Origin of the sequence: Marinobacterium sp. xm-d-530 (assembly GCF_013283365.1) — a bacterium.
Taxonomy (GTDB): Bacteria; Pseudomonadota; Gammaproteobacteria; order Pseudomonadales; family Balneatricaceae; genus Marinobacterium_E.
Window position 1 is genome coordinate 44,173 of sequence record NZ_WBYM01000002.1, and the last position, 23,351, is coordinate 67,523.

At 47.5% G+C, this 23,351-nt stretch carries 19 protein-coding genes and 1 tRNA gene; 9 read left to right on the top strand and 11 right to left on the bottom strand.

The annotated features are described in order from the left end of the window. Positions 1 to 49: 49 nt before the first annotated feature. The 4 genes from XMD530_RS03540 to XMD530_RS03555 all read right to left on the bottom strand — a co-directional run bounded on the left by XMD530_RS03540 (position 50) and on the right by XMD530_RS03555 (position 5,340). Entirely contained in the window at positions 50 to 787 is a 738-nt protein-coding gene (locus XMD530_RS03540) for a spermidine synthase (RefSeq protein ID WP_173506742.1), read from the bottom strand. Continuing rightward, the gene (locus XMD530_RS03545) at positions 777 to 1,913 is read right to left on the bottom strand and encodes a sensor histidine kinase (RefSeq protein ID WP_173506743.1); all 1,137 of its coding nucleotides are present in this window, start codon (positions 1,911 to 1,913) and stop codon (positions 777 to 779) included. The genes XMD530_RS03540 and XMD530_RS03545 overlap by 11 nt, the downstream gene beginning before the upstream one ends. A gap of 36 nt (positions 1,914 to 1,949) precedes the next feature. Next, positions 1,950 to 2,366 carry a DsrE family protein gene (locus tag XMD530_RS03550; RefSeq protein WP_173484500.1) on the bottom strand — a complete coding sequence of 139 codons (417 nt, stop codon included), beginning with the start codon at positions 2,364 to 2,366 and terminating at the stop codon, positions 1,950 to 1,952. A gap of 88 nt (positions 2,367 to 2,454) precedes the next feature. Next, entirely contained in the window at positions 2,455 to 5,340 is a 2,886-nt protein-coding gene (locus XMD530_RS03555; RefSeq protein ID WP_173506744.1) for a chemotaxis protein CheB, read from the bottom strand. Positions 5,341 to 5,489: 149 nt separating this feature from the next. On the opposite strand from XMD530_RS03555, the gene XMD530_RS03560 reads away from it, so the two are divergent. Together XMD530_RS03560 and XMD530_RS03565 are read left to right on the top strand one after the other, a co-directional pair. Continuing rightward, positions 5,490 to 5,566, top strand: a tRNA-Val gene (locus XMD530_RS03560). Positions 5,567 to 5,811: 245 nt separating this feature from the next. After that, entirely contained in the window at positions 5,812 to 6,783 is a 972-nt protein-coding gene (locus XMD530_RS03565) for a TauD/TfdA family dioxygenase (RefSeq protein ID WP_173495540.1), read from the top strand. Positions 6,784 to 6,936: 153 nt separating this feature from the next. Here XMD530_RS03565 and uvrB read toward each other — a convergent pair whose 3' ends face one another. Next, positions 6,937 to 8,967 carry an excinuclease ABC subunit UvrB gene (uvrB, locus tag XMD530_RS03570; RefSeq protein ID WP_173482455.1) on the bottom strand — a complete coding sequence of 677 codons (2,031 nt, stop codon included), beginning with the start codon at positions 8,965 to 8,967 and terminating at the stop codon, positions 6,937 to 6,939. A 134-nt stretch (positions 8,968 to 9,101) separates the two neighbouring features. Here uvrB and XMD530_RS03575 point away from each other — a divergent pair, with 134 nt between their 5' ends. The 3 genes from XMD530_RS03575 (at position 9,102) to arsJ (ending at position 12,897) form a co-directional block, all read left to right on the top strand. After that, positions 9,102 to 10,286 (top strand): pyridoxal phosphate-dependent aminotransferase, encoded by a 1,185-nt coding sequence (locus XMD530_RS03575; protein WP_173506745.1) that lies wholly within the window; start codon positions 9,102 to 9,104, stop codon positions 10,284 to 10,286. A 129-nt stretch (positions 10,287 to 10,415) separates the two neighbouring features. Next, on the top strand, positions 10,416 to 11,693 hold the full coding sequence (locus XMD530_RS03580; protein WP_173506746.1) for a TolC family outer membrane protein: 1,278 nt from the start codon (positions 10,416 to 10,418) through the stop codon (positions 11,691 to 11,693). Between the two features lie 4 nt (positions 11,694 to 11,697). Then, positions 11,698 to 12,897: an organoarsenical effux MFS transporter ArsJ gene (arsJ, locus tag XMD530_RS03585; protein ID WP_173506747.1), complete on the top strand. Its 1,200-nt coding sequence runs from the start codon at positions 11,698 to 11,700 to the stop codon at positions 12,895 to 12,897. Between the two features lie 10 nt (positions 12,898 to 12,907). On the opposite strand, the gene XMD530_RS03590 is transcribed toward arsJ, so the two are convergent. The 5 genes from XMD530_RS03590 to trmA form a co-directional block, all read right to left on the bottom strand. Beyond that, complete coding sequence (locus XMD530_RS03590) at positions 12,908 to 13,696, bottom strand: hypothetical protein (RefSeq protein ID WP_173488897.1); 789 nt, start codon at positions 13,694 to 13,696, stop codon at positions 12,908 to 12,910. Between the two features lies 1 nt (position 13,697). Then, a complete protein-coding gene (locus tag XMD530_RS03595) occupies positions 13,698 to 14,342 on the bottom strand; it encodes a hypothetical protein (RefSeq protein WP_173480877.1) in 645 nt (214 codons plus the stop codon). A gap of 1 nt (position 14,343) precedes the next feature. Continuing rightward, positions 14,344 to 14,910, bottom strand: a complete 567-nt coding sequence (gene dcd / locus XMD530_RS03600) for a dCTP deaminase (protein ID WP_173480876.1) — start codon at positions 14,908 to 14,910, stop codon at positions 14,344 to 14,346. Between the two features lie 74 nt (positions 14,911 to 14,984). Beyond that, positions 14,985 to 15,812 carry an iron-sulfur cluster carrier protein ApbC gene (apbC, locus tag XMD530_RS03605; RefSeq protein WP_371731691.1) on the bottom strand — a complete coding sequence of 276 codons (828 nt, stop codon included), beginning with the start codon at positions 15,810 to 15,812 and terminating at the stop codon, positions 14,985 to 14,987. A 64-nt stretch (positions 15,813 to 15,876) separates the two neighbouring features. Beyond that, positions 15,877 to 16,971 (bottom strand): tRNA (uridine(54)-C5)-methyltransferase TrmA, encoded by a 1,095-nt coding sequence (gene trmA / locus XMD530_RS03610; protein WP_173506748.1) that lies wholly within the window; start codon positions 16,969 to 16,971, stop codon positions 15,877 to 15,879. A 151-nt stretch (positions 16,972 to 17,122) separates the two neighbouring features. Between trmA and metG the strand changes: the two genes are divergently transcribed. The 3 genes from metG to XMD530_RS03625 all read left to right on the top strand — a co-directional run bounded on the left by metG (position 17,123) and on the right by XMD530_RS03625 (position 22,429). Next, the gene (gene metG, locus XMD530_RS03615) at positions 17,123 to 19,147 is read left to right on the top strand and encodes a methionine--tRNA ligase (protein WP_173498064.1); all 2,025 of its coding nucleotides are present in this window, start codon (positions 17,123 to 17,125) and stop codon (positions 19,145 to 19,147) included. A 310-nt stretch (positions 19,148 to 19,457) separates the two neighbouring features. Next, entirely contained in the window at positions 19,458 to 21,023 is a 1,566-nt protein-coding gene (locus XMD530_RS03620) for a Re/Si-specific NAD(P)(+) transhydrogenase subunit alpha (protein ID WP_173480873.1), read from the top strand. A gap of 11 nt (positions 21,024 to 21,034) precedes the next feature. Then, entirely contained in the window at positions 21,035 to 22,429 is a 1,395-nt protein-coding gene (locus XMD530_RS03625) for an NAD(P)(+) transhydrogenase (Re/Si-specific) subunit beta (RefSeq protein ID WP_173480872.1), read from the top strand. A 43-nt stretch (positions 22,430 to 22,472) separates the two neighbouring features. Here XMD530_RS03625 and XMD530_RS03630 read toward each other — a convergent pair whose 3' ends face one another. Further along, positions 22,473 to 22,784, bottom strand: a complete 312-nt coding sequence (locus XMD530_RS03630) for a DUF6482 family protein (RefSeq protein WP_173480871.1) — start codon at positions 22,782 to 22,784, stop codon at positions 22,473 to 22,475. 105 nt (positions 22,785 to 22,889) lie between these two features. Here XMD530_RS03630 and XMD530_RS03635 point away from each other — a divergent pair, with 105 nt between their 5' ends. Continuing rightward, positions 22,890 to 23,351 (top strand): DnaJ domain-containing protein, encoded by a 462-nt coding sequence (locus tag XMD530_RS03635; RefSeq protein WP_173480870.1) that lies wholly within the window; start codon positions 22,890 to 22,892, stop codon positions 23,349 to 23,351.

Genomic DNA, 23,351 nt, shown 5'->3' on the forward strand with positions numbered 1-23,351 from the left:
CCTGATTAAGATCTCCCATTGTCTCAATCAGGATTGAAAAAACAAGCATTTAGATGATTTGTCTGACTCGTTTAGCGATGGTGTTTACAGCAAAGCCAGCACGTGAACTCAGCTCTTTAATCCGACTCTTCATCTGAGAGCTGCTAACATCAACGGGCCCGTTCGTCGCAAAAAGAACCCAGTTACCATCGCCCGTGGTACAACTAAAAAGAGAATCGAATCGTTCACGCAGCCTGTCTAAGATCTCCACTTCACGATGATCACTCCAGCAGTTAAGCACCAACCACCCCTTTTGACTCAATCGTGCCACTGCCGCATCGATAAACACCGCTTCAACTTGAATCTCATTTAATCCCTCAGAGGTGTATAAATCCGCAGTGATCAGATCAAACTTACGTTTCACTGGTCTTTGCAGATATTCATAGGCATCAGACACCTCAATGTTGATTCGCTTAGACCGAGGCAGATAGAAGTACCTGTGAGCAACCTCAACCACCTCAGGACTGATCTCAACAATCTCCTGTTTCACATTTGGCAAAATGGAGTGAAGCGCCCCATTCAGAGAGCCAGCTCCCAAACCTAGCGAGAGAGCACGGTTAGGAGAAAGATATAGAAGAGGATAGATCATCGCCCTTATAAAGGCATATTGAGGCACTTCTGGAGACTGTTTAAGGATACAGCTCTGCTCATCGGTTTCACCAAAGCTCAAATAGCGACAGTTTCCATCATCCAAGACAATGACAGTGCCAAACTCATCATGGCCGCGATAGATCTCTTTAGGCAGCATGACAACGATAGATCACGGTAGTACCTATGCCCAACTGACTGTCTAGCGTTAATTCAGCATTGTGTTGTCGTGCAATACCCTGAGCTAAACTCAATCCCAACCCTAATCCAGATCCAATAGATCGCGTGGTATAGAAGGGATCAAAGGCTCTCGCTCTCTGCTCATCACTCATGCCAACACCGCTGTCTTTAACCGATATCTCTATCTCACCACCCACTAAGCGACCTTGTATCCTGATCGTGCTCACCTCTTGAGACGCCAACACAGCGTTCTCTATTACAGCGGCAAACATCTTCTCTAACTGTTTTGGATCGGCCACAACAGATAAGGCTTCAGGAAGCGACAATGTAGCTCCTTTAGGTAGAAGCTGAATAAGCAAACCATTCAGATCAACAGTCTGTCGCTGCAAACCCTGTTCGGAGTTGAATCTGAGTAACCCCTCGACTATCGATTGTATTCTGGTTACCCCCTGCAGTGACTCACGGGAAACCTCTTCGAGCTCATCAAACAATTCAGAGAAGTGGTGCCTGTTAAACCAATCTCTTAACTGAGGCAAGCTGGTCTCAGAGGAGTTAAGCAGCTCATTCAGTGTTGATAATAGTGATGTTTGACTCGAAACATAATCCAAATTAGATCGCACGAACGCTAAGGGATTATTGATCTCATGTGCCGCCCCACTGGCTAGCTGTGCAACAGAGGCAAGCTTTTCAGCGGCAATGCGTTGCTCATTAATGGTTAGCAACTGCTGTCTAAGCAGAATATTTCGCTGCCCAACGGACAAGCGAGCCGCTAGCTCATCACGATTAATCGGTTTGGTTACGTAATCATCGGCCCCTGAAGAGAGACCATCAACAAGACTGGTTGTCTCGTCTCGACTGGTTACAAGAATGATATGAATTGCTAGATGGGGATAAGCTAAGCGTATCTTTTCACAGAGGTCTGGGCCTGACAGACCTGGCATCTCCCAATCTAGTAGTAGTAGAGAGGGAGTGAGCCCATGTGATTGAATGTGCTCCCACAACTGGTCACCGGTTTCAAAAACACTAGGGTTATGGCCAATTTGTCTAGCTACAAATTCAAGCTGCGCCCTAAACGTTGGGTTGTCATCAGCAATCAGAAGCTGCATGTGAAATCTCAATAGAGGGGCCGAAGCCCCTTAGCGTTAAGGGCGTAAGTAAGCATAACCCTCTTTCTGAAGCTCCATCAAACGCACGACGCCAGAGGGTACTTTTTTGGCTTCACTCAGCAACACCAAATCCTTGCCAGCTTTCTTGCTCATTTTTGTATAAGTGTTATTACACGCCGAAAACTTGAAACTCTCATCCATACCTAGAGTTTCCAAACGCTCTTTTACTGGCGAATTTTCAAGATACATGTTTAAACCAGGGCCATAAGCAACCAGTTCAACAATCACATCATCACCTTTCGCTGAATAGTAAGCTTTAACATTTTGCGCATTGTTTAGTGCTAAGTTCATTACTTTAGGATCGTTTTCATCAACATGAATTGCGAGACGTTGAGTGTCAGCGAACGCTGAAGTTGAAACTAAAGCTGCAGCGAGTAGAAGTGTTTTTTTCATGGTAAAACCCTGTTTTTTTTAGTTATAAAAAAGCCCCGGCACTGCCGAGGCTTTAATTTTTAGAATCATAGGGTTAATTAGTCAAGCACTAGTCAATAACCCTAATGATTGAAGTGATGATATCGTGCTCATGGGCATCAACCTCTTCACGTTTAGCAACGTCATGAACTTTGACGATTGAGCCATCTCGACGTTTGATCTTGTAGGTCATGTCCCAGCCTTGCGTCTCACTGTCCTTGTAGTGATTAGCGACACGCTCCCTATCACCATGATCAACGATATCGAGGAAGGTTTCAGAATCTCTTAAGAGAACATCAGAGTTACGCATTGTGATCTGCTCTAAGCGCTGAGATACATGCAGGATCTTTGCAAAGCCTGGTGCTAGGATCATAACGCCTTCTGAAATAACTTTACCGACCTCATTTAACATGGCATCTACGAGAGAGGCATGATCAATCGATTCACTCAATTTGGTGGTTTCGGTAAAGGTCAGTACAGCACCCGAAATAATTCCTTGATCACGGCGATATGGGCTGATGTTCATAAGGTATTTTTCACCCTTACTTTCCAACTCCCGGCGCACAGGAGAGCCTGACTGGATGACATTATCCAGAAGCTTTTCAAAATCTGGAACATCAATGTGACGAGGCAGCTTAGTCAACTTATGGCCTACATCGTCCGGCAAAATACCGAAGAGTCGAACGGCTTGCGGTGTGAATCGAGCGACGCGATGATCAGTATCCACCACGATCAAACCCATATCCAATGAGCGCTGAATATTCACTAAGGTTTCATTACTGTCAGTCAACAGAATCGATTTAGCCTGTAATTCGTCGTTAACGGTAGTTAACTCTTCGTTGGTGGCTTGCAACTCCTCGTTAGTCGTTTCCAACTCCTCATTAGAAGCCTGCAGCTCCTCGGTCGAAGCTTGCAACTCTTCGTTTAGAGCCTGAAGCTCTTCATTTGATGTCTCAAGCTCTTCAACAACAGCCTGAAGGTGATCGCGAGTACGTTGTAACTCCTCTTCTAGCTCTTCAACCACTCCTGCATCCGCAGAGGCCTTAGGTGGATTATCGGTGCTGACGGCAGGAGTCTCTAAAATACGGTTGAAACTCATGATGTAGGCCTGAGTTTCACTGATGTTATCAACCACGCGTTGAACCGAAATATTAACGGTAGAGGTGACATCATCAGGAAACTTAAATCGCACGATGTGATCAATTTTATCCTGCTCGCCACGGGAGACCCTATTGATCAAAGCGCGAACTTCGGTCTGTATCTGAGGATGTGACAGACTGACAATGTCAAAGTTAGCTTTACCTGGATTGATTTTCAGGTAGGGAGAGATATCCCCAAAGTACTTAATCGGTTGAAATTGATCACTTAACTGGATACTAGGAGGGGCAAAACTGTCGATCAGTGCTGAAAAGACCTTCTCCTCTATCCGGTGCGCTGGCGATGGATTATTGGTGTTTTTTAATGACTGAACCGTATTGTTAATACCTTTCGTCAATGCACCAGAGAAACGACCATAAGAGACGGCACCTGGTTTACGCTTGTAGAGCTTGTTCGATTTATCTACAAAATCGAACAGTTTGTCACCCGTTGAACCTATGGATTCAGACTTGCCTAAGAATAGGTAACCACCTGGGTTAAGAGCGTAGTGGAAATTATTAACCAACTGATCCTGAAGCGGGTTGTTCAAATAAATCATCAAGTTACGGCAGCTTACAAGATTCATTCTAAGGAAGGAAGGGTCTTTTACCAGATCGTGCTTAGCAAACATACACATGTCTCTAACCCACTTTTTAATCCGATATTTATTAGCCTCTAGATCAAAATAGGTACTTAGCATCGCAGGAGAGAGATTTTCTACCGCAGCATCGACATAGACACCCTGCCTAGCGATATCTAGATTGAGTTCATTGATATCCGTAGCAAAGATCTTAACGTCGAATCCTCTTAGAGTTGCCCCTAGACGCTCCGCCAACATAATGGCGATGGTGTAGACCTCTTCACCGGTAGCACAGGCGGGAATCCAAATACGAATAGAGCGACTCTGCTCTGCTTGTTTAATGATGTTATCAAGCACTTTACCCAGTGCATCAAACGCCTCTTCATCACGAAAGAAGCTGGTGACTGAGATCAGGAAGCTACGCTGAACCAACTCCAACTCATCCGGATCCTTGTCTACATGCGCAAAATAGTCGTCGATAGAGTTGAGCCTTAACGCTGACATACGGCGCTGAAGTTGACGCTCTAGCGTTGCGCGTTTGTATTGACGGAAATCCAAGCCAGTCTCTGTCAAAATGCGTTCAATAAGAGAGTCGACTGAGACTACAGTCTCTTCATCTTTTCCAACAGACTTCAACACCTCAGGACGGTGGTGACTGTCGGACAGGTAGTTAGCAATCTCTTCTGGGGATAGGATTAGATCAGCCAAACGCGCACGGATCGCTGAATTTGGCATGCCATCGTACTTAGCCGTATCCGGTTGTTGAGCGATGGTAATACCACCTGCATCACGCACTTCACGAAAACCCTGCGTACCATCAGAACCGGTACCCGAAAGAACCACTGCAATGGATCGGCTACCATAGTTGATGGCTAATGATTTAAACAGTTTGTCGATAGAGGGTTTAGCACCTACATCGTCAGAAGGTAAAGAAATATGGAATCGGCCATCAACCACTGAGATATCGGTATTGGGAGTGTTAACGTAGACGGTATTGGGTTTAATCTCGACGCCATCTTCAGCCCCAACTACTTCGTAATCACAGTTTTTAGAGAGCAACTCAACCAACAGACTGCGATGCTGAGGTGCCATATGCTGGGCAATAACAAAAGCTAAATGGCCATTAGGTTGGGAGCTTCTTAGTAGAGCTGTAATCGCCTCAAGGCCACCAGCAGATGCCCCCAAAGCCACAACAATTAAACCTTCAGACATCTCGGCAGGTAGCCGAGAATCATTCACATTATCCAAAACAGACCTCTAACATCAGTGTTTATAGATTCAGAATAGTTGAATCACGTAAAAAAGGAATAGTTAGAAAAAAATAATCTGCATCCAGCTGTTTTTCTACTTGCAGAATAAATTTCACACCATAAAATACCCAGCCAAATACGACCGTAGCTCAGTTGGTTAGAGCACTACCTTGACATGGTAGGGGTCGGCAGTTCGAATCTGCCCGGTCGTACCAGATATTAAGCCTCGCTTTTGCGGGGCTTTTTTGTGCTCTTCTGTTGGAGTCTTATCGAAGATGAGACGATACCCTATCGCGGCCTTTTCAAGACCGCTCCAACTTATACCCCATACAAAAGTTGAATATTGTTATAGACTTAAACAATCATAATTGTAACAGCAGTTATTTCTAATACTTGGCCTAATCTATTGGCCTTAGCTTTATCACAATAATTAATACTATTTCGTACAGAGGAATTTAGAGTGTCAGTCATTCTTAAAGAGAAATTCGAAGGCCCATCAGCTTGGAAAGGCAAAGATATAAAAGATGATGGATCTTGGATCTACCACTGGTCCGATGAGTCAATCGCCATTCTTGAAAAAGGACTTGCCGCAGTCAAAGCGAAAGGCCTAACTACACCTAACTTCACTAAAGAAGATTTCCCGATCACCGAGCTTGCGGAAGAGATCAACTACTTCAATACCGAGCTTGAGGATGGCAAAGGCTTCATACTTATCCGCGGCCTACCTATTGAGCGTTACACTGACGAAGAGACCGCAATTATCTACTACGGCCTTGGCCTTCATATGGGTATCCCTGTATCACAGAACATCAAAGGCGATATGATCGGCCACGTGAAAGATATCGGTGCAAAAGATCCTAAATCGGTCCGTGTTTATGAAACCAATGAGTATCTACCCTACCACGCAGACCTCTCTGACGTTGTCGGACTATTAAGTCTTCGCAAAGCCAAATCCGGCGGCATGAGCAGCTTGTCTAGCGCCATTACTCTTTTCAATGAGATTCTAGAAAACCATACCGAGTACCTTGGCCTGTTGCACCGCCATTTCCTAATGGAGCACATCAATAATGGTGATGCCGGCCCGGTACCAATTTTCAGTTACTACAAAGGCAAACTGAGTGCGATGCATCTGCGCCAGTACATTGAAATTGCACAAGAGAAAGCTGGACTGCCACTGTCACCAGTAGAGGTAGAAGCCTTTGATCTGGTTGATTCGATCTTGAATGACCCCGATATCCGCTTGGATATGATGATGGAACCGGGTGATATTCAGTTTGCTAATAACTATACAATTTTCCACTCTCGTACTGGCTTTGAAGATTACGAAGAGGAAGATAAGAAGCGTCATCTCCTACGACTTTGGCTGAAGATGCCGAACGCACGAGAGTGTGCACCTGACTTCCCTGGTAAAGAGGGTATCGCTAAGCGATAGTCGGTCTCTGTGTTATAAAAACCTCGCTTTTGCGGGGTTTTTTATTGGTTGTTGGAGTCTTGTCGAAGATGAGATGATTAACCCATCGCGGCCTTTGCAAGACCGCTCCAACAGATAATGCCGATCCAACAGATCGCTCCAAAAATATAGAGGCTAGTCTTGTCCGGTATCGATTGCCGAGTGCTTCAACTGCTCTAGCTGATCGCGCAACTGAGCCGCCTTCTCAAACTCCAAGTTCTTAGCGGCTTCATACATTTTATCTTCCAATGTCGACAACGCTTTAGAGAGCTCTTTAGGCGACATCGCTTTGGCAGAGAGTTGGTACTCTGGCGTTGGTTCAGCCGCTTTACGAGCTGACTGTTTACCCACCTTCTTACCAGGAATGGTTGCCCCTTCCATGATGTCAGCAACGGACTTCTGAATGCCTTTTGGCGTAATGCCGTGCTCTTCATTGAAAGCGATCTGCTTTTCACGACGGCGTGCGGTTTCATCCATCGCGCGCTGCATAGATCCGGTAATTCGGTCGGCATAGAGAATCGCACGACCATTTACATTACGCGCGGCCCGCCCAATGGTCTGAATCATAGAGGTATCCGATCGTAAGAAGCCCTCTTTATCGGCATCAAGAATCGTCACTAGAGAGACCTCCGGCATGTCGATACCCTCACGCAGCAGGTTGATACCGACCAAGACATCAAACTCCCCTATTCGCAGATCTCGTATGATCTCGACACGCTCTACGGTATCGATATCAGAGTGCAGGTAGCGCACTTTGACATCATGTTCCGCTAAATACTCTGTTAAATCCTCGGCCATCCGCTTAGTCAGCACAGTTACAATAACTCGCTCACCTTTAGCGACAGTTTTCCGTACCTCCCCAAGCAAGTCATCGACCTGCGTTTGAGCCGGCCTCACTTCAACCACTGGATCGACCAAGCCCGTTGGTCTAACCACCTGCTCAACAATCGCTTGAGCATTAGCCGCTTCATATTTGCTGGGCGTGGCAGAGACAAAAATCATTTGGGGCGCTAGATGCTCCCACTCTTCAAACTTAAGCGGTCGGTTATCCAGCGCTGAGGGTAAACGGAAACCGTACTCAACCAGCGTCTCTTTTCGTGAACGGTCACCACGATACATAGCACCCAACTGCGGAACGGTGACATGAGACTCATCGATCACCAACAACGCATTATCTGGAAGGTACTCGAACAGGGTCGGAGGCGGTGCACCGGCAGGCTTCCCTGACAGGTAACGCGAGTAGTTTTCAATACCTGAGCAGTAACCTAGCTCGAGGATCATCTCAATATCATAGAGCGTGCGTTGCTCTAACCGCTGCGCCTCCACCAACTTGTTGTTGTCGCGAAGCTGCTTGAGCCTCTCTCGCAACTCCTCTTTGATATGCTCGACCGCCTCAAGCAGTGTCTCGCGCGGAGTAACATAGTGGGTTTTAGGGTAGACCGTTGCACGCGGCACGCGACGCAATACTTCACCGGTTAACGGATCAAACCAGGCGAGCTCCTCAATCTCATCGTCAAACAGTTCAATGCGAAGCGCATCACGATCCGATTCTGCTGGGTAGATATCGATCACATCCCCTCGGACGCGATAGGTACCACGGTGCAAATCAATATCGTTTCGTGTGTATTGGAGCTCCGCCAGTCGACGCAGTAACCCGCGCTGATCAATTCGATCGCCCCGGTCCAAATGGAGCATCATCGCCAAGTAGGATTTAGGGTCACCCAATCCGTAAATGGCTGAGACGGTGGCCACGATGATGGCATCGTCTCGCTCTAACAGAGCCTTGGTTGCAGAGAGTCGCATCTGCTCAATGTGATCGTTAACCGACGCATCTTTCTCGATGAAGGTGTCCGACGATGGAACATAGGCCTCAGGTTGGTAGTAGTCGTAGTAGGAGACAAAATACTCTACCGAATTATTTGGAAAAAACTCCTTAAATTCACCGTATAGCTGGGCCGCTAGGGTTTTGTTGTGCGCCAATATGATCGTAGGTCGTTGAACTTCAGCAATGACGTTGGCAACGGTAAAGGTCTTACCCGAACCGGTCACACCCAATAGAGTCTGCGACGCAAGACCGGACTCCAAACCATCCACTAGGCCAGCAATCGCCGTTGGCTGATCCCCTGCAGGTTCAAATTTGGATGAGACTTTAAACGGAGTTTTCATTCATCAGACCTAAAATATTAAAAAACGCGGAGTTATAAGGGTTTCAGGGGATTATAACGGAACTCAAACTCCTATATAATGTGCAACGCTTTATAAAAGCCACACGAACATTTCGTTTTTTGAGGATATTTCGATTGGACGTTCGACTCTCTAACCGCGTCAACAACATTAAGCCGTCACCTACTCTGGCTGTCACTAACCGTGCTGCTGAGCTTCGTGCTGCTGGTCAAAACATTATTGGCCTAGGTGCAGGTGAACCTGACTTTGATACTCCTGAACACATCAAAGCCGCTGCTATTGCAGCCATTAACAAGGGTATGACCAAATACACCGCTGTCGATGGTACACCAGCGCTTAAAAAAGCGATTATTGAGAAGTTCTCAAAAGACAACGGTCTCTCTTACGAGCCAAACCAGATTCTAGTCTCATCAGGCGGTAAACAGAGCTTTTTCAACCTATCACTGGCACTGATCAATGAAGGTGATGAAGTGGTTATCCCAGCACCCTACTGGGTCTCTTACCCTGATATGGTTCTGGTCTCTGACGGTGTGCCGGTCATTGTTCCAACGACTCAGGAACAGCGTTTTAAAATGACTGCTGAGCAGTTAAAAGCGGCTCTAACGGACAAAACTCGTCTTGTTGTTATTAACAGCCCTTCAAACCCAACAGGCGTTGCTTACACGCTTGATGAGCTGAAAGCACTAGCTGACGTACTGAAAGAGTACCCAGAGGTTCTGATTGCGACGGATGATATGTATGAGCACATTCGTTTTAATGACCAACCTTTTGTGAACATTCTTAATGCAGCACCAGAGCTTTACGATCGCACCATCGTATTAAACGGTGTCTCTAAGGCCTACTCAATGACTGGCTGGCGTATCGGTTATGCCGCAGGTCCCGCTAAACTTATCGGTGCAATGAAAAAGGTGCAGTCGCAATCGACATCTAACCCTTGTTCGATTGCACAGGAAGCGGCCCGTGCTGCACTGGAAGGCGATCAGGGTTGTGTTGCTGAGATGGTTGTTGCTTTCAAAGAGCGCCATGAATTTGTCGTTTCAGAACTGAACAAAATCGAGGGTGTTGAGTGCATCCCTGCCGATGGCACTTTCTACGCATTCCCAAGCTTCCAAGGTGTCATCGATGCACGTTCAGACATCAACGATGATATTGAACTGGCTGAATACCTACTTCAGGAAGCCGGTGTCGCACTGGTACCTGGTTCTGCATTCGGCGCGCCGAGCAATATGCGCCTCTCCTTTGCAACTAGCAAAGAGATACTGGCCGATGCGATTGAGCGAATCGCGAAAGCACTCGCCTAATCAGGTCTAACTGAACTATACTAAACCGGATCTCGTATCCGGTTTTTTTATGTACAGACCTTTGTTATTAATTTAGAAGTTGCTAATATAGCCTTCATTGACTATTAAACGAATTTGACAGGATCTTTTATGAACGCTCGCTTTGCAAAGCAGTCACTTGCGATTTCGATTGCCACTCTGATTTCAGCGTCAACACAGGCTGGTGTTTTGACCGATCTTTACAACAGCGCCCTTAAAAATGACGCCTCTTATCAAGAGAGTCGAGCATTGGCTCTAGCGACCAATACCGATTACGACATAGCGCTGGCTGAGCTATATCCATCAGCCGCTATAGTTGGCACTTCTACTAAATCAGAACCATCCGGTACGACAACAAACGGTCTAGCTCTATCCATATCACAAGACCTCTTTAATATGAGTGCTTGGTACGGTTACAAAGCAGCAAAACAAATACCCGAGATCACGCAACTCTCTATAGAGGCTGCTGATCAGGGCTTGATGTTCCGCCTTGTCTCGACCTACCTTGGTGCTCTTAAAGCCAAAAACGGTTTAGAGGTTGCTGAAGCGCAGGAGCGAGCATTGAAACGCCGTCTAGATCAGGTCAACGCACAGTTCGAAGTGGGCTTGATTGCGATTACTGATGTGCTAGAGGCTCGTGCCTCTTACGATGATGCGCGCGCATCCCTATTTACAGCACAAAGTGGTGTTGAGAGCGCTCTCGATTCGCTAGAAAAAATGACGGGCGTTAGTGGCGTAGATCTTAAAAAGATTCAAGCTAATTACCCTATCGAGGGCATTACTGAAGGGTCAGAATCTGAGTGGGTAGAGAAAGCGTTAGCGGGTAATATTGCCCTTCGTCTGAAGAAGTTGTCTGAAATTTCAGCCGGTTACAAAGCAGAAGCCTATGCCTCTGCTCACTATCCAACAATAGAACTTTCTCATAGTGCTCTGAGTGGTGAAAAAGCCTATGAAAGAAACGGCAACGGGTCGACTGCTTTAACGTTAACAATTCCTATTTTCTCTGGCTTTGCGACCACTGCGAACCAAGACAAGTACGCCTACAAACACACAGAAGCACTATTCGCTTACGAAGGTGAAGTTAAAACGGTTAAAGCCGATACCCGTAAACTACTGCGTGACATCGAAGCGAGCGTCAAAACCGTTGAGGCTCGCAAAGTCGCACTGGAATCTCGTGAAAAAGCACTAGAGGCAACCTCTCAAGGGTTTGAAGTCGGTACACGTAACATCGTGGATGTGCTCAACGCTGAGACCGCTCTCTACGCTGCTAAAACAGACTACGCAGAAGCGCGTATCGATCACATCGCGCTTGTCACAGAAATGAAATCTACTCTAGGTACACTAAGTCCTGCAGACATTGAGTCTCTTGATAGCTGGCTAGAAGGTTAAGTGTATGAATGGTGCTGCCCGTCAGTACCTGCTAATTACGGGTAATTACTGGGCGTTCACCCTCACGGATGGCGCCCTTCGTATGTTGGTGGTGCTCTATTTCCACCAACTCGGTTACTCTCCTCTTCAGATCGCATTTCTATTCCTCTTCTACGAACTCTTTGGGGTCGTCACCAATCTAGTCGGTGGTTGGCTCGGAGCTCGTATTGGTCTTAATAGGACCATGAACATTGGGCTCGCCCTACAGATTGGCGCGCTAGCCATGCTGGCAGTACCTTCAGCCTATCTAACCATACCCTGGGTGATGGTCGCCCAAGCGCTTTCCGGCATTGCTAAAGACCTAAATAAAATGAGTGCGAAAAGTGCCATCAAGCAACTGGTTCCTGAAAACGCCGAAAGTTCTCTATTTAAGTGGGTCGCACTGCTTACAGGATCGAAAAACACGCTAAAAGGTGTGGGCTTCTTTATGGGAGGTGCCCTGCTGGTCTGGCTAGGGTTTCAAGGGGCGGTTACCGCGATGGCCGCGGTCTTACTGATTGTCTGGATCAGCTCTCTACTGCTTCTAAAAAAGGAGTTGGGCAAAGCGAGCTACAAACCTAAATTCAGAGAGATATTCTCTAAAAGTGACTCCGTTAATAGACTCTCAGCAGCCCGATTCTTTCTATTCGGTGCCCGAGATATCTGGTTTGTGATTGCACTACCCGTCTTTCTTGCTGAGACCCTTAACTGGGGCGAAGAGGCAACTGGGGCGTTTATGGCGATGTGGATTATTGGCTACGGCATTATTCAAGCGTCATCGCCAAAACTGCTTAATAACAGAGAGCACCCACCCAGTCGTGACCGAGCCGTCACGTTAGCAGCCCTGTTAACCCTAGTGCCAACCGCGATTGCCGCTCTACTCTTCGCAGAGGTCGAGCCCACCTGGGTCATAATGGTGGGTTTGGCGCTGTTTGCACTGATCTTTGCCCTCAACTCAGCCGTTCACAGCTATCTAATTGTTAGCTATGCCAAAGCAGACGGTGTCTCGTTAGATGTGGGGTTCTATTACATGGCTAATGCGATGGGGCGCTTGATCGGTACCCTGCTATCGGGTGCACTGTTTCAGTGGGCTGGATTGGGCGTTGGTGGGCTAGTGGCCTGCCTTGTTGGATCTGCGATTATGGTTTTAGCAGCGGCGCTGCTCAGCCGAAAACTACCAGTCTAGCCCAACCTTGTTAATGCAGTGTCGGTGGCTCTTCATCATCGACAAATAGAGGCTGACCTTCTGAATCCATTCCGATGGCGCCCTTTTCAATGGCATGATCCACCATTTGAGCGACCATCATCTCAGTCAGGTGTGCACTAAGAATCATGCCAGCAGGTGGATCTTGATTGAACATCTCGGGATCCACCAATCCATCGTTTCGTAACCCTAACATTAAAGGGTTTTCGGCCAACAGTGGTGCCAAATCATCTGGAGCAAAAACAGCATAGTCCGACGCAATTTTAAGACTGAGCTGATAGGCATCCATTGTCTCACTGCTCAGCGCACTTTCGAAGGCTGTTTCAGCCGCCGCGAACAGATCAGAGAGCTGACTTCGTCCAGTTTGCGGAACAAACTCTTTAGGTGTTTTTGTGTAATCGACACCTAAAACGGGTTTGCAGAGATCCAGTTCATGCGCATCAACCAACAGATCGCCATGCTCATCACGCTCTAACCAGTCGCGCTTGGTCGCAACCATCATTAGACCATCCATACCCGCCGCCACAAGATTGGCACTGATGATCGCTCCGATGGTCGGGTTTGCACCCTCCTCTTCACTCTCGATCAGATCACCGGCACGTGAAGCCAACAGGCGTGGCGCTGATAGAATGAGCTCTACTAACTCGTCAGCCGGTAAGGCTAAACGCCTATGAGCTAGCTGGTGAGCCGTTTTAAAAGGGTAGCTGTGGCCGTTAGCCTCCATCTCTTTGAGATAGGCTTCGCGAAGGTCATCAAGCAGTTCGGTCAGCTTGTCACTCATATCAGTGCAGATTGATACCAATGGGTTTAATGTCAGATTTAATCTGATCAAATTCAGATCTGAGCTGGGATAGCGGCGATAGTCCAAAATCACGTGGGCAGGCTGGAAGTTCATACCAATCCAAGGCCCAAATTCGGACCATGATCTCGTACTCACCAATCAGCGCATCCAGTAGAATCATGACTGCCTCAACTCGCGGATCCATATCGAGCACGGTCGGTGCATCTTCCATGTAGATGGCGAGCTCTAACTTGCCATTGATGGTGCGCAGTGAATACCAGTAGTCGTTGATCTCACAGAGCTCTCCGCCCAGATCGACGGTGCGTGGCACAGGGTCATGACGCTCATTGAAGGCGCGTACCTGGAAGCCATTAAGCTTGGGCGCAGCACCGACCAGTGTTAACACACTGTGAATCGACTCCGGGTAGCCATCACAACCAAAGACCAACTGAACAGGACCATCCTCTTGATTACGCTCAAAATGGAACGTCAGGTTAGAGTCGATCTCTTTCAGTGTCGGTCTGTAATCCATAAGCACACGCTCACCTTGCTCAGCGAGCTGCTCGAGCGTGGCGTGTTGAAGGGCATCTAGGGTAATCGCAAGATCATCCCAAAAGGCTTTAATACTATCGACTTGTTCTTGCATATTAAGTGCGTGGTAAGGTCACACCCGTTTGACCCTGGTATTTACCACCACGATCACCGTAGGAGACTTCACACACTTCATCACCGCCAATAAAGAGCATCTGAGCTACACCCTCGTTAGCATAGATCTTAGCAGGCAGCGGCGTGGTATTAGAGAACTCAAGTGTCACGTGACCTTCCCACTCTGGTTCGAGCGGTGTGACGTTCACAATGATGCCACAACGTGCGTAGGTACTTTTACCCAAGCAGATTGTTAGCACATCACGGGGGATCTTGAAGTATTCAACAGTGCGAGCCAGTGCAAAGGAGTTTGGCGGGATGATACAGACATCCGACTTCACATTAACAAAGCTCTCGCTGTTGAAGTCTTTAGGGTCGACAACCGATGAGTTGATGTTGGTGAAGATTTTAAACTCGTCAGCACAACGAACATCGTAGCCGTAGCTAGACGTACCGTATGAGACGATCTTTTCACCATTAACTTCACGAACCTGACCCGGCTCAAACGGATCAATCATCTGTTGCTGTTCCGCCATGCGACGGATCCACTTATCGGCTTTGATACCCATTACTTATCACCTAAAAAGAAAACCGCGAAATAATAGCAAAAAAGGCTCCGGAAATAGAGCCTTTTCTTTACACATCAATCATCCATGATGTTGATGAAAGGCGCCTCTGCCTGTGTGTGATTGGCAAGCACTTCACTGACGACAGCAGCAACCCTTTGATAGAGGTTGGCATACTCAGATTCAGGCTCAGCAAGAACGATGGGTGTACCAGAGTCGGCCTGCACGCGAATCGGCATTGCCAAAGGTAACTGACCCAAGAGCTTGGTTTGATACTGCTCTGCCATCTTATCACCGCCACCTTCCCCAAAAATGGGGTCAACATGACCGCAGTTTGAACAGACGTGAACGCTCATGTTTTCAATGATGCCTAGCACTGGAATATCGACCTTACGGAACATCTCAATGCCCTTCTTGGCATCAAGCAGCGCAATATCCTGAGGCGTGGTTACGACGATGGCACCATCGACCGGTACCTTTTGCGACAGCGTCAATTGAATGTCACCTGTACCAGGCGGCATATCGATCAGCAGAAGATCCAAATCATCCCATTGTGTCTGCATCAACAGCTGCTGAAGCGCACTACTGACCATAGGGCCGCGCCACACCATAGGTGTATCTTCATCGATCAGATAACTGATCGACATAGTCTGAATGCCGTGCGCGACGACAGGAATAAAGTACTTCTCTTCAGCTGTTTTAGGGCGAGTACCTGCAGGTACACCAAACATCATCGCCTGACTAGGACCGTAAATATCAGCATCCAACACGCCGATACGAAGACCCTGTGCCGAAAGAGCCGCTGCCAGGTTAGCTGTGACCGTCGACTTACCCACTCCGCCTTTACCAGAGGAGATCGCGACAATTTTTTTAACACCCGCAAGATTTTCAAGTTTCTGAGACACGGTACCACCCAAACATAATAACCAAGTAATTTAGTAGGATTATTTCAAAAAGAGGATCGATAAACTAGACCTTCTTAGTGAGGTATACGCCACATTCGACATGATGGGTGTATGGAAACTGATCAAACAGAGCAAAACGCTGCACGTCGTGAGTCTGAGACAGTATCTCTAAATTCTCTTTTAAGGTTTCAGGGTTACAGGAGATATAGACAATCGCCGGGTAGGTCTGCACTTGCTTAACGGTCTCTGCATCTAAACCTGCACGAGGCGGATCAACCAGTACGGTTTGAAAATCAAAGCTAGTCAGATCCAACCCTTCGGTTCTTCGAGAAGTACGAGTGCCTTGAAGTACCTCAGTAAACTCTTCTGAAGAGAGGCGCAAAATAGAGACGTTCTCAACACCATTCACCTCAATGTTGTACTGCGCACTGCGTACCGACTCTTTAGAGATCTCAGTACCTACAACTCGATCGAAGTTCTGCGCTAGCGGCAGACTGAAGTTACCGTTACCACAGTAGAACTCCACCAGGTCGCCTCTAGCATCTTGAGTTGCATCCAACGCCCACTCGATCATCTGTTCACACACCTTAGCGTTGGGCTGGGTGAAGCTGTTTTCGGTCTGTTTGTAGGTGAAGGGCTGACCATTGATCTGAATCGTTTCAATGACGAAATCACGATCCAATACAATCTTGTTCTTACGTGAACGGCCTACAATATCAATGCCAAACTCTTCACGAAGGGGTTTCGCCGCCTCAATCCACTCCTCTCCGATCGCGCGGTGGTAGAGCATGCTAACCAGTAGCTCCCCTTTTAAGGTCGCTAGGAAATCTATTTGAAATAGACGTTTACGCAGCTCAACGTCACCCTTTAAACGATCAAGGAAATTGAACATCATCGATTCGATGCGCGTATCGACCATTTTGCAGGCACTCAGTTTTACCGGCTTGCGCTTGTCACCCGGTTCAAACATAACGTAGTTGATCTCATCGCCATCATGCCAAACACGAAACTCTGCTCGCATACGGTAGTTCTCTGGTGGGGAGCGAAACAGCTCGAGCTCGGGAAGATCAAACCCTGAGAATAACTGCTGCATTGTTTCTGCTTTTTCAGCAAGTTGCTGTTCGTAGAGGGCAGGATCAATAACCGGTAAAGATGACATGCAATGGGTGCCTTTAAACGTCTAAAAAAAGTAATTGGGGCGCAGTGTAACAGTGCATTGAGTAGTGACCAAACCTGAGACCTTTAATCAATCGAAGTAAACGCGTAAAATCGACGCTCAATTTTTTCGTAGTAGATAGTGATTAACCTAGATGACTGATTCTAATCGCAAGATTCTTGTTACCAGTGCCCTGCCTTACGCTAATGGACCTATTCACCTAGGCCACCTAGTTGAATATATCCAAACCGATATTTGGGTTCGCTTCCAAAAGCAGCGCGGCCATCAATGTACATACGTCTGTGCAGATGATGCTCACGGTACACCGATCATGCTGAAAGCGGATCAGATGGGTATCTCACCTCAAGCGTTGATCGACAAAGTCAGTGCAGAGCACCAGCGTGACTTCTCAGGTTTTTTGGTCAACTTCGATAACTACTACTCGACGCACTCGGAAGAGAATAAGCAGTTTGCTGAACTGATCTACACGCGTCTACGAGATAAAGGTCACATTGCTCGTCGTACCATCACACAAGCGTACGACCCTGAAAAGGAGATGTTCCTTCCGGATCGTTTCATCAAAGGTGACTGTCCAAAATGTGGTGCGGAAGATCAGTACGGCGACTCGTGTGAAAAGTGTGGTGCAACCTATGCCCCGACTGAACTGAAAAATGCCTACTCTGCTGTATCAGGTGCAAAACCGATCGAGAAAGAGTCTGAACACTACTTCTTTAAGCTTGAAGATTTCGAATCATTCCTAAAAGGCTGGGTCGACACGCACGTTCAAGATCAGATGAAACACAAGTTGAATGAGTGGTTCGAATCTGGTCTTCAACAGTGGGATATCTCACGTGATGCGCCCTACTGGGGTTTTGAGATTCCTGACGCCCCTGGAAAATATTTCTACGTTTGGTTGGACGCTCCAATCGGCTACATGGCGAGCTTTAAAAATTGGGCGGATAAAAATGGTGTCGATTTCGATGAGTACTGGTCAGAAGATAGCAGCGCTGAACTCTACCACTTCATCGGTAAAGACATCGCCTACTTCCACACCCTATTCTGGCCTGCTGAACTGCATGGTGCTGGATTTAGAACACCGACAGGCGTGTTCTGCCATGGTTTCCTAACGGTCGATGGACAGAAGATGTCTAAGTCTCGTGGCACCTTTATTATGGCCGAGACCTACCTGAAACACCTACGTCCAGAGTATCTACGCTACTACTTTGCAGCGAAACTGGGCTCAGGTATTGATGACATCGACTTAAGCTTAGAGGACTTCCGTCTTCGTGTTAACGCCGATCTAGTGAACAAAGTCATCAACATTGCGAGCCGTTGTGCAGGATTTATCACTAAGAAATTTGATGGCCAACTGGATAGCACGTTGGCTGAACCAGAGCTCTATAACGAAGCGATTACCGCTGGTGAATCGATTGCAAATGCTTATGAAAAGCGCGAGTACGCCAAAGCGATGCGCGAAATCATGGCATTAGCCGATAAAGCCAACCAGTATATTGATGCAGCTGAGCCATGGGTATTGGCTAAGCAGGAAGGTAAAGAGGCAGAGGTTCAAGCCTGCTGTACCATGGGTATTAACCTATTCCGAGTGATCATCAGCTACTTAACTCCAGTTCTTCCAGAGGTATCTGAACAAGCTAAAGGCTTCCTTAATATTGAAAGCTTTGCTTGGGATGAGATTCAAACACCTCTACTGGACCATAAGATCAACAAGTTTAAGCCGCTTATGCAGCGTGTAGAGCCTGAAAAGATCGAGGCGGTCATCGAAGATTCAAAACAGAATCTACAAGCCGCTGCGCCTGTTAAAAAGGCTGAGCCTAGTAAAGAGCCCATTGCTGAGACCATCGAGTTTCCAGACTTTGCCAAAGTCGATCTTCGTGTCGCTCGCATCGCTAAAGCTGAGCATGTTGAAGGTGCTGACAAACTCCTTCGATTGACGCTTGATCTAGGCGATGAGACACGCAATGTCTTTGCAGGTATCAAATCGGCCTATGCTCCAGAAGATTTGGAAGGCAAACTGACCGTTATGGTCGCTAACCTTGCACCGCGTAAGATGAAGTTTGGAATGTCCGAGGGGATGGTACTAGCGGCTGGACCTGGCGGTAAGGATCTTTGGATATTAGAACCCCATGCCGGCGCTCAGCCAGGAATGCGCATCATGTAAGCCCTGTTTTCGAACAGTGCGTCTTTTTAAAAAGGAGCTTCGGCTCCTTTTTTATTACCTCTTGTTGATTAAATTACATCCCAATAAGAAGAGAATTAAGCTAAATCTTAAGCATCCTGAAAAATTTTAATAATCCGTATAAGTTAATTCAGTTTGGTTATTAATAACTTTCGTAGTAGATTATAAAGATTAGTTTTAGGTTAATTCTATTTAGTTATGGAATGGCCATATTATATAGGCTTAGCTTCTATGCTGAGCCAGGGTTATCAACAGCCATCCTCGGGTGGATACTATAAGAGAGGTGAAATCGATGAGAATCGGTGTACCCCGCGAGAACGAAGAAGGCGAAAAACGCGTCGCCCTCACTCCAGACGTTGCAGTTAAAATGCAAAAGCTGGGTTTCGACATCTCGATGGAAAGCGGCGCTGGCGCAGATGCTAGCTATGCGGACGAAGAGTATGAGAAAGCTGGTGTAGAGATCATTAAAGATCCTAAAGAGCTATGGGGTAATTCAGACATTATCCTGAAGGTTCGCCCACCTAAAGCCCACCCTGAACTTGGTTTCAATGGCGTAGAGTTGATGAAGAAGGATCAAACCATCATCAGCTTCCTATACCCAGCGATGAACCCTGAGATGCTCAAAGAGATGGCTGATCATGGTATCAATGCACTGGCTATGGACTCTGTACCACGTATTTCACGTGCACAGAAGATGGACGCCCTATCTTCAATGGCTAACATCGCGGGTTACCGTGCTGTTGTTGAAGCAGCGCAGCATTTCGGTCGCTTCTTCACTGGTCAGATCACCGCAGCAGGTCGAATCAACCCAGCTAAAGTACTGGTTATCGGTGCCGGTGTTGCCGGTCTTGCCGCTATCGGTGCTGCGAAAGGCATGGGTGCCATTGTTCGTGCATTTGATACTCGCCCTGAGGTTAAAGAGCAAGTTGAGTCGATGGATGCTGAATTCCTGATGCTCGATTTCGAAGATGACGAAGATGGCAGCGGTTCTGGCGGTTACGCTAAGACCATGAGCCCTGAGTTCATCAAAGCAGAGATGGATCTATTCGCGGCTCAGGCTGCAGAAGTGGATATCATTATCACTACCGCACTGATCCCTGGCAAAGAGGCACCTGAGCTGATCACTGAGCGTATGGTCGCTAACATGAAGCCTGGCTCTGTCATTGTTGACCTTGCAGCGGAAGCGGGTGGTAACTGTAAACTTACCGTCGCTAACGAAGTGGTTAAGAAGCACGATGTCACTATCATCGGCTACACCAACCTACCGAGCCGTCTTGCAGCGCAATCCTCTCAGCTCTATGCAACTAACATGTTGAACCTGTTGACTGAACTTTGCCCAGAGAAAAACGGCGAAATCGACATCAACATGGAAGACGAGGTGATTCGTGGTGCGACGGTTGTCAAAGAGGGCAACATCACTTGGCCACCACCAGCGCCTCGTATCTCGCTTGCACCTAAAGAGGACGTCGGCCTTAAAGCGAAGCAAGAGCTTGAGCCAGAGGTTGAAAAACCGGCTCACCCACTTGCGTTCCTGATCCCTCTACTGATCGCCGGTGGCGCTCTATTTGGATTGGGTTCTGTTGCTCCACCTGAGTTCATTGGCCACCTAACCGTATTCGTATTGTCATGTTTTATCGGATACATGGTTATCTGGGGCGTATCGCACTCACTGCACACACCATTGATGTCTGTCACCAACGCAATCAGTTCCATTATTGTGATTGGCGCTTTAATTCAGATCTCAAGTGACAATCCAGTGGTGATGGCGCTTGCCGGATTGGCTGTGTTCATTACCAGCATCAACATTGTGGGCGGTTTCGCCGTAACACAACGCATGCTTCGCATGTTTAGGAAGTAAGGAGATAATCGATGACTTCAGGAATTATTACAGCTTCCTACATTGCAGCCAGCGCCCTGTTTATCATGGCACTAGGCGGTCTTGCGCATCAGGAGTCTGCACGTCGCGGTAACTTCTATGGCATGCTGGGTATGGCGATTGCTGTCGGTGTTACCATCGTTGGCCTAGTCTCTAACAACTACGGACTTCTGGTCGGTGGTATTGTTGTCGGTGGTATCATTGGCTACATTCTGGCGCAACGTGTAGAAATGACCTCTATGCCTGAGCTAGTGGCGATTCTTCACAGCCTTGTGGGCCTAGCAGCCGTATTTGTGGGTTGGGCGAATGCTCTAGAGCATGCACCACTCACCGGTGTTGCTCAGTCGATTCACGCCGTTGAAACCTACCTTGGCATTCTGATCGGTGCGATGACCTTCTCTGGTTCCGTCATGGCTTACTTGAAACTAAGCGGGAAGATTGGCGGACGCCCTCTTCAACTACCAGGTCGTCACCTATTCAACATTGCACTCGGTGTGATCGCTTTATACTTCATGATTCAGTACATGGATACAGCGGCAACTGGCGGTGTCTTTGAATTGACGGTTATGACCATCATCGCACTGGTATTTGGTGTGCACATGGTGGCAGCGATCGGTGGTGCTGATATGCCTGTTGTAGTCTCAATGCTGAACAGCTACTCAGGTTGGGCTGCTGCAGCGATGGGCTTCATGCTAGGTAACGATCTACTCATCGTCGTCGGTGCTCTAGTCGGTTCAAGTGGTGCTATCCTCTCTTACATCATGTGTAAGGCGATGAACCGCAAGTTCCTAAACGTAATCTTTGGTGGTATTGGTCAGAAAGCTTCAAGCGGTGGTCCAGCAGGCCCTGCGGGTAATGCTGAAGACATTCGCTCGGTTGAATCGGATGAAGCGGCAGACATGCTTCTTAACGCTAAAGAGGTCATGATCCTACCAGGTTACGGTATGGCGGTTGCTCAGGCTCAACACACCGTATTCGAGATCACTAAGAAACTTCGCGACAAAGGCATCAACGTTCGCTTTGGTATTCACCCTGTAGCGGGTCGTATGCCTGGTCACATGAACGTACTGCTTGCTGAAGCGAAAGTACCTTATGACATCGTTTACGAGATGGAAGAGATCAACGAAGACTTCCCTAACGTTGACGTATCTATCGTTATCGGTGCCAACGACATCGTCAACCCTGCAGCACAGGAAGTACCAGACAGCCCTATCGCAGGTATGCCTGTACTTGAGCCTTGGAACGGTAAACAGACCATTGTCATGAAACGTTCTATGGGTACTGGTTATGCGGGTGTCGATAACCCACTCTTCTACAAAGAGAACACACGCATGCTATTCGGTGATGCTAAAGAGCGTTTGGATCAAATCCTTAAAGCGATTAGCTAATCCAGAGTTGATACTAAAACGGCACCCTCGGGTGCCGTTTTTTTTATGAGTAATCATTATCAGGAAGGCTGATATCAACCAGCAGAGGTTCAACCTTGTCGCCCTGCAACCCAATCATTTCGTCATAATAGGATTGATGCTCTAGCACCGCCCTTTCAACCCTTAATCCTTTGAACGGAATCTTGGCCGCTAGCTGAGATCGAAACACCTGAGGGCGCCCAGTGTCGTCAACTAGGGTTGATTGCCCAGTCTCAGTCGTTAATTGAACCAGATAGTGTTCACATTCAAAGGACTTCAATCTCAATTCAGATATAACCGGACGCTCACGATTGAGCTGCTCGATAGTTACTTTCATATGGCTTCCTTAAATCTACTTTTCAGGTTACGTCAGCTATACTCTTTCGGACCAAGCATTCATGCCAAACCTTCAAACCCAATATAAGTACAGAGACAAGACCTTGTGAATCCAATCTCTTTTATTGCTGTCGTTATACTGATTCTGCTGATACTCGGCTGGGTGAGATCTAAACCCAAAGAGCATCGACGCAGAGCTTGGCTTCAAGCCGGACTCATCACCCTAGCGCTGGTGATGCTCTTTTTAGCCATTACCGGCAGGATGCACTGGCTAGGCGCTCTGATTGCCGGCCTACTTCCCTTTGTTAAAAGTGCGTTTCCCTGGTTGCTGCGCCTACTCCCTTTTCTAAGGGCTCGACGCCAGCAACAAAAGAACAGCCCTAAACCCTCCGGAAACCCAAGCAAACAGGAGGCCTATGAAATATTGGGTCTTAAAGAGGGAGCATCAAAAGAGGAGATCCTTGCTGCGCATAAGCGATTGATGCAAAAAGCCCACCCTGATCGCGGTGGCAGTGATTGGCTTGCCTCTCGCATTAACTCGGCCAAAGAGACGCTTCTAAAGGACTAA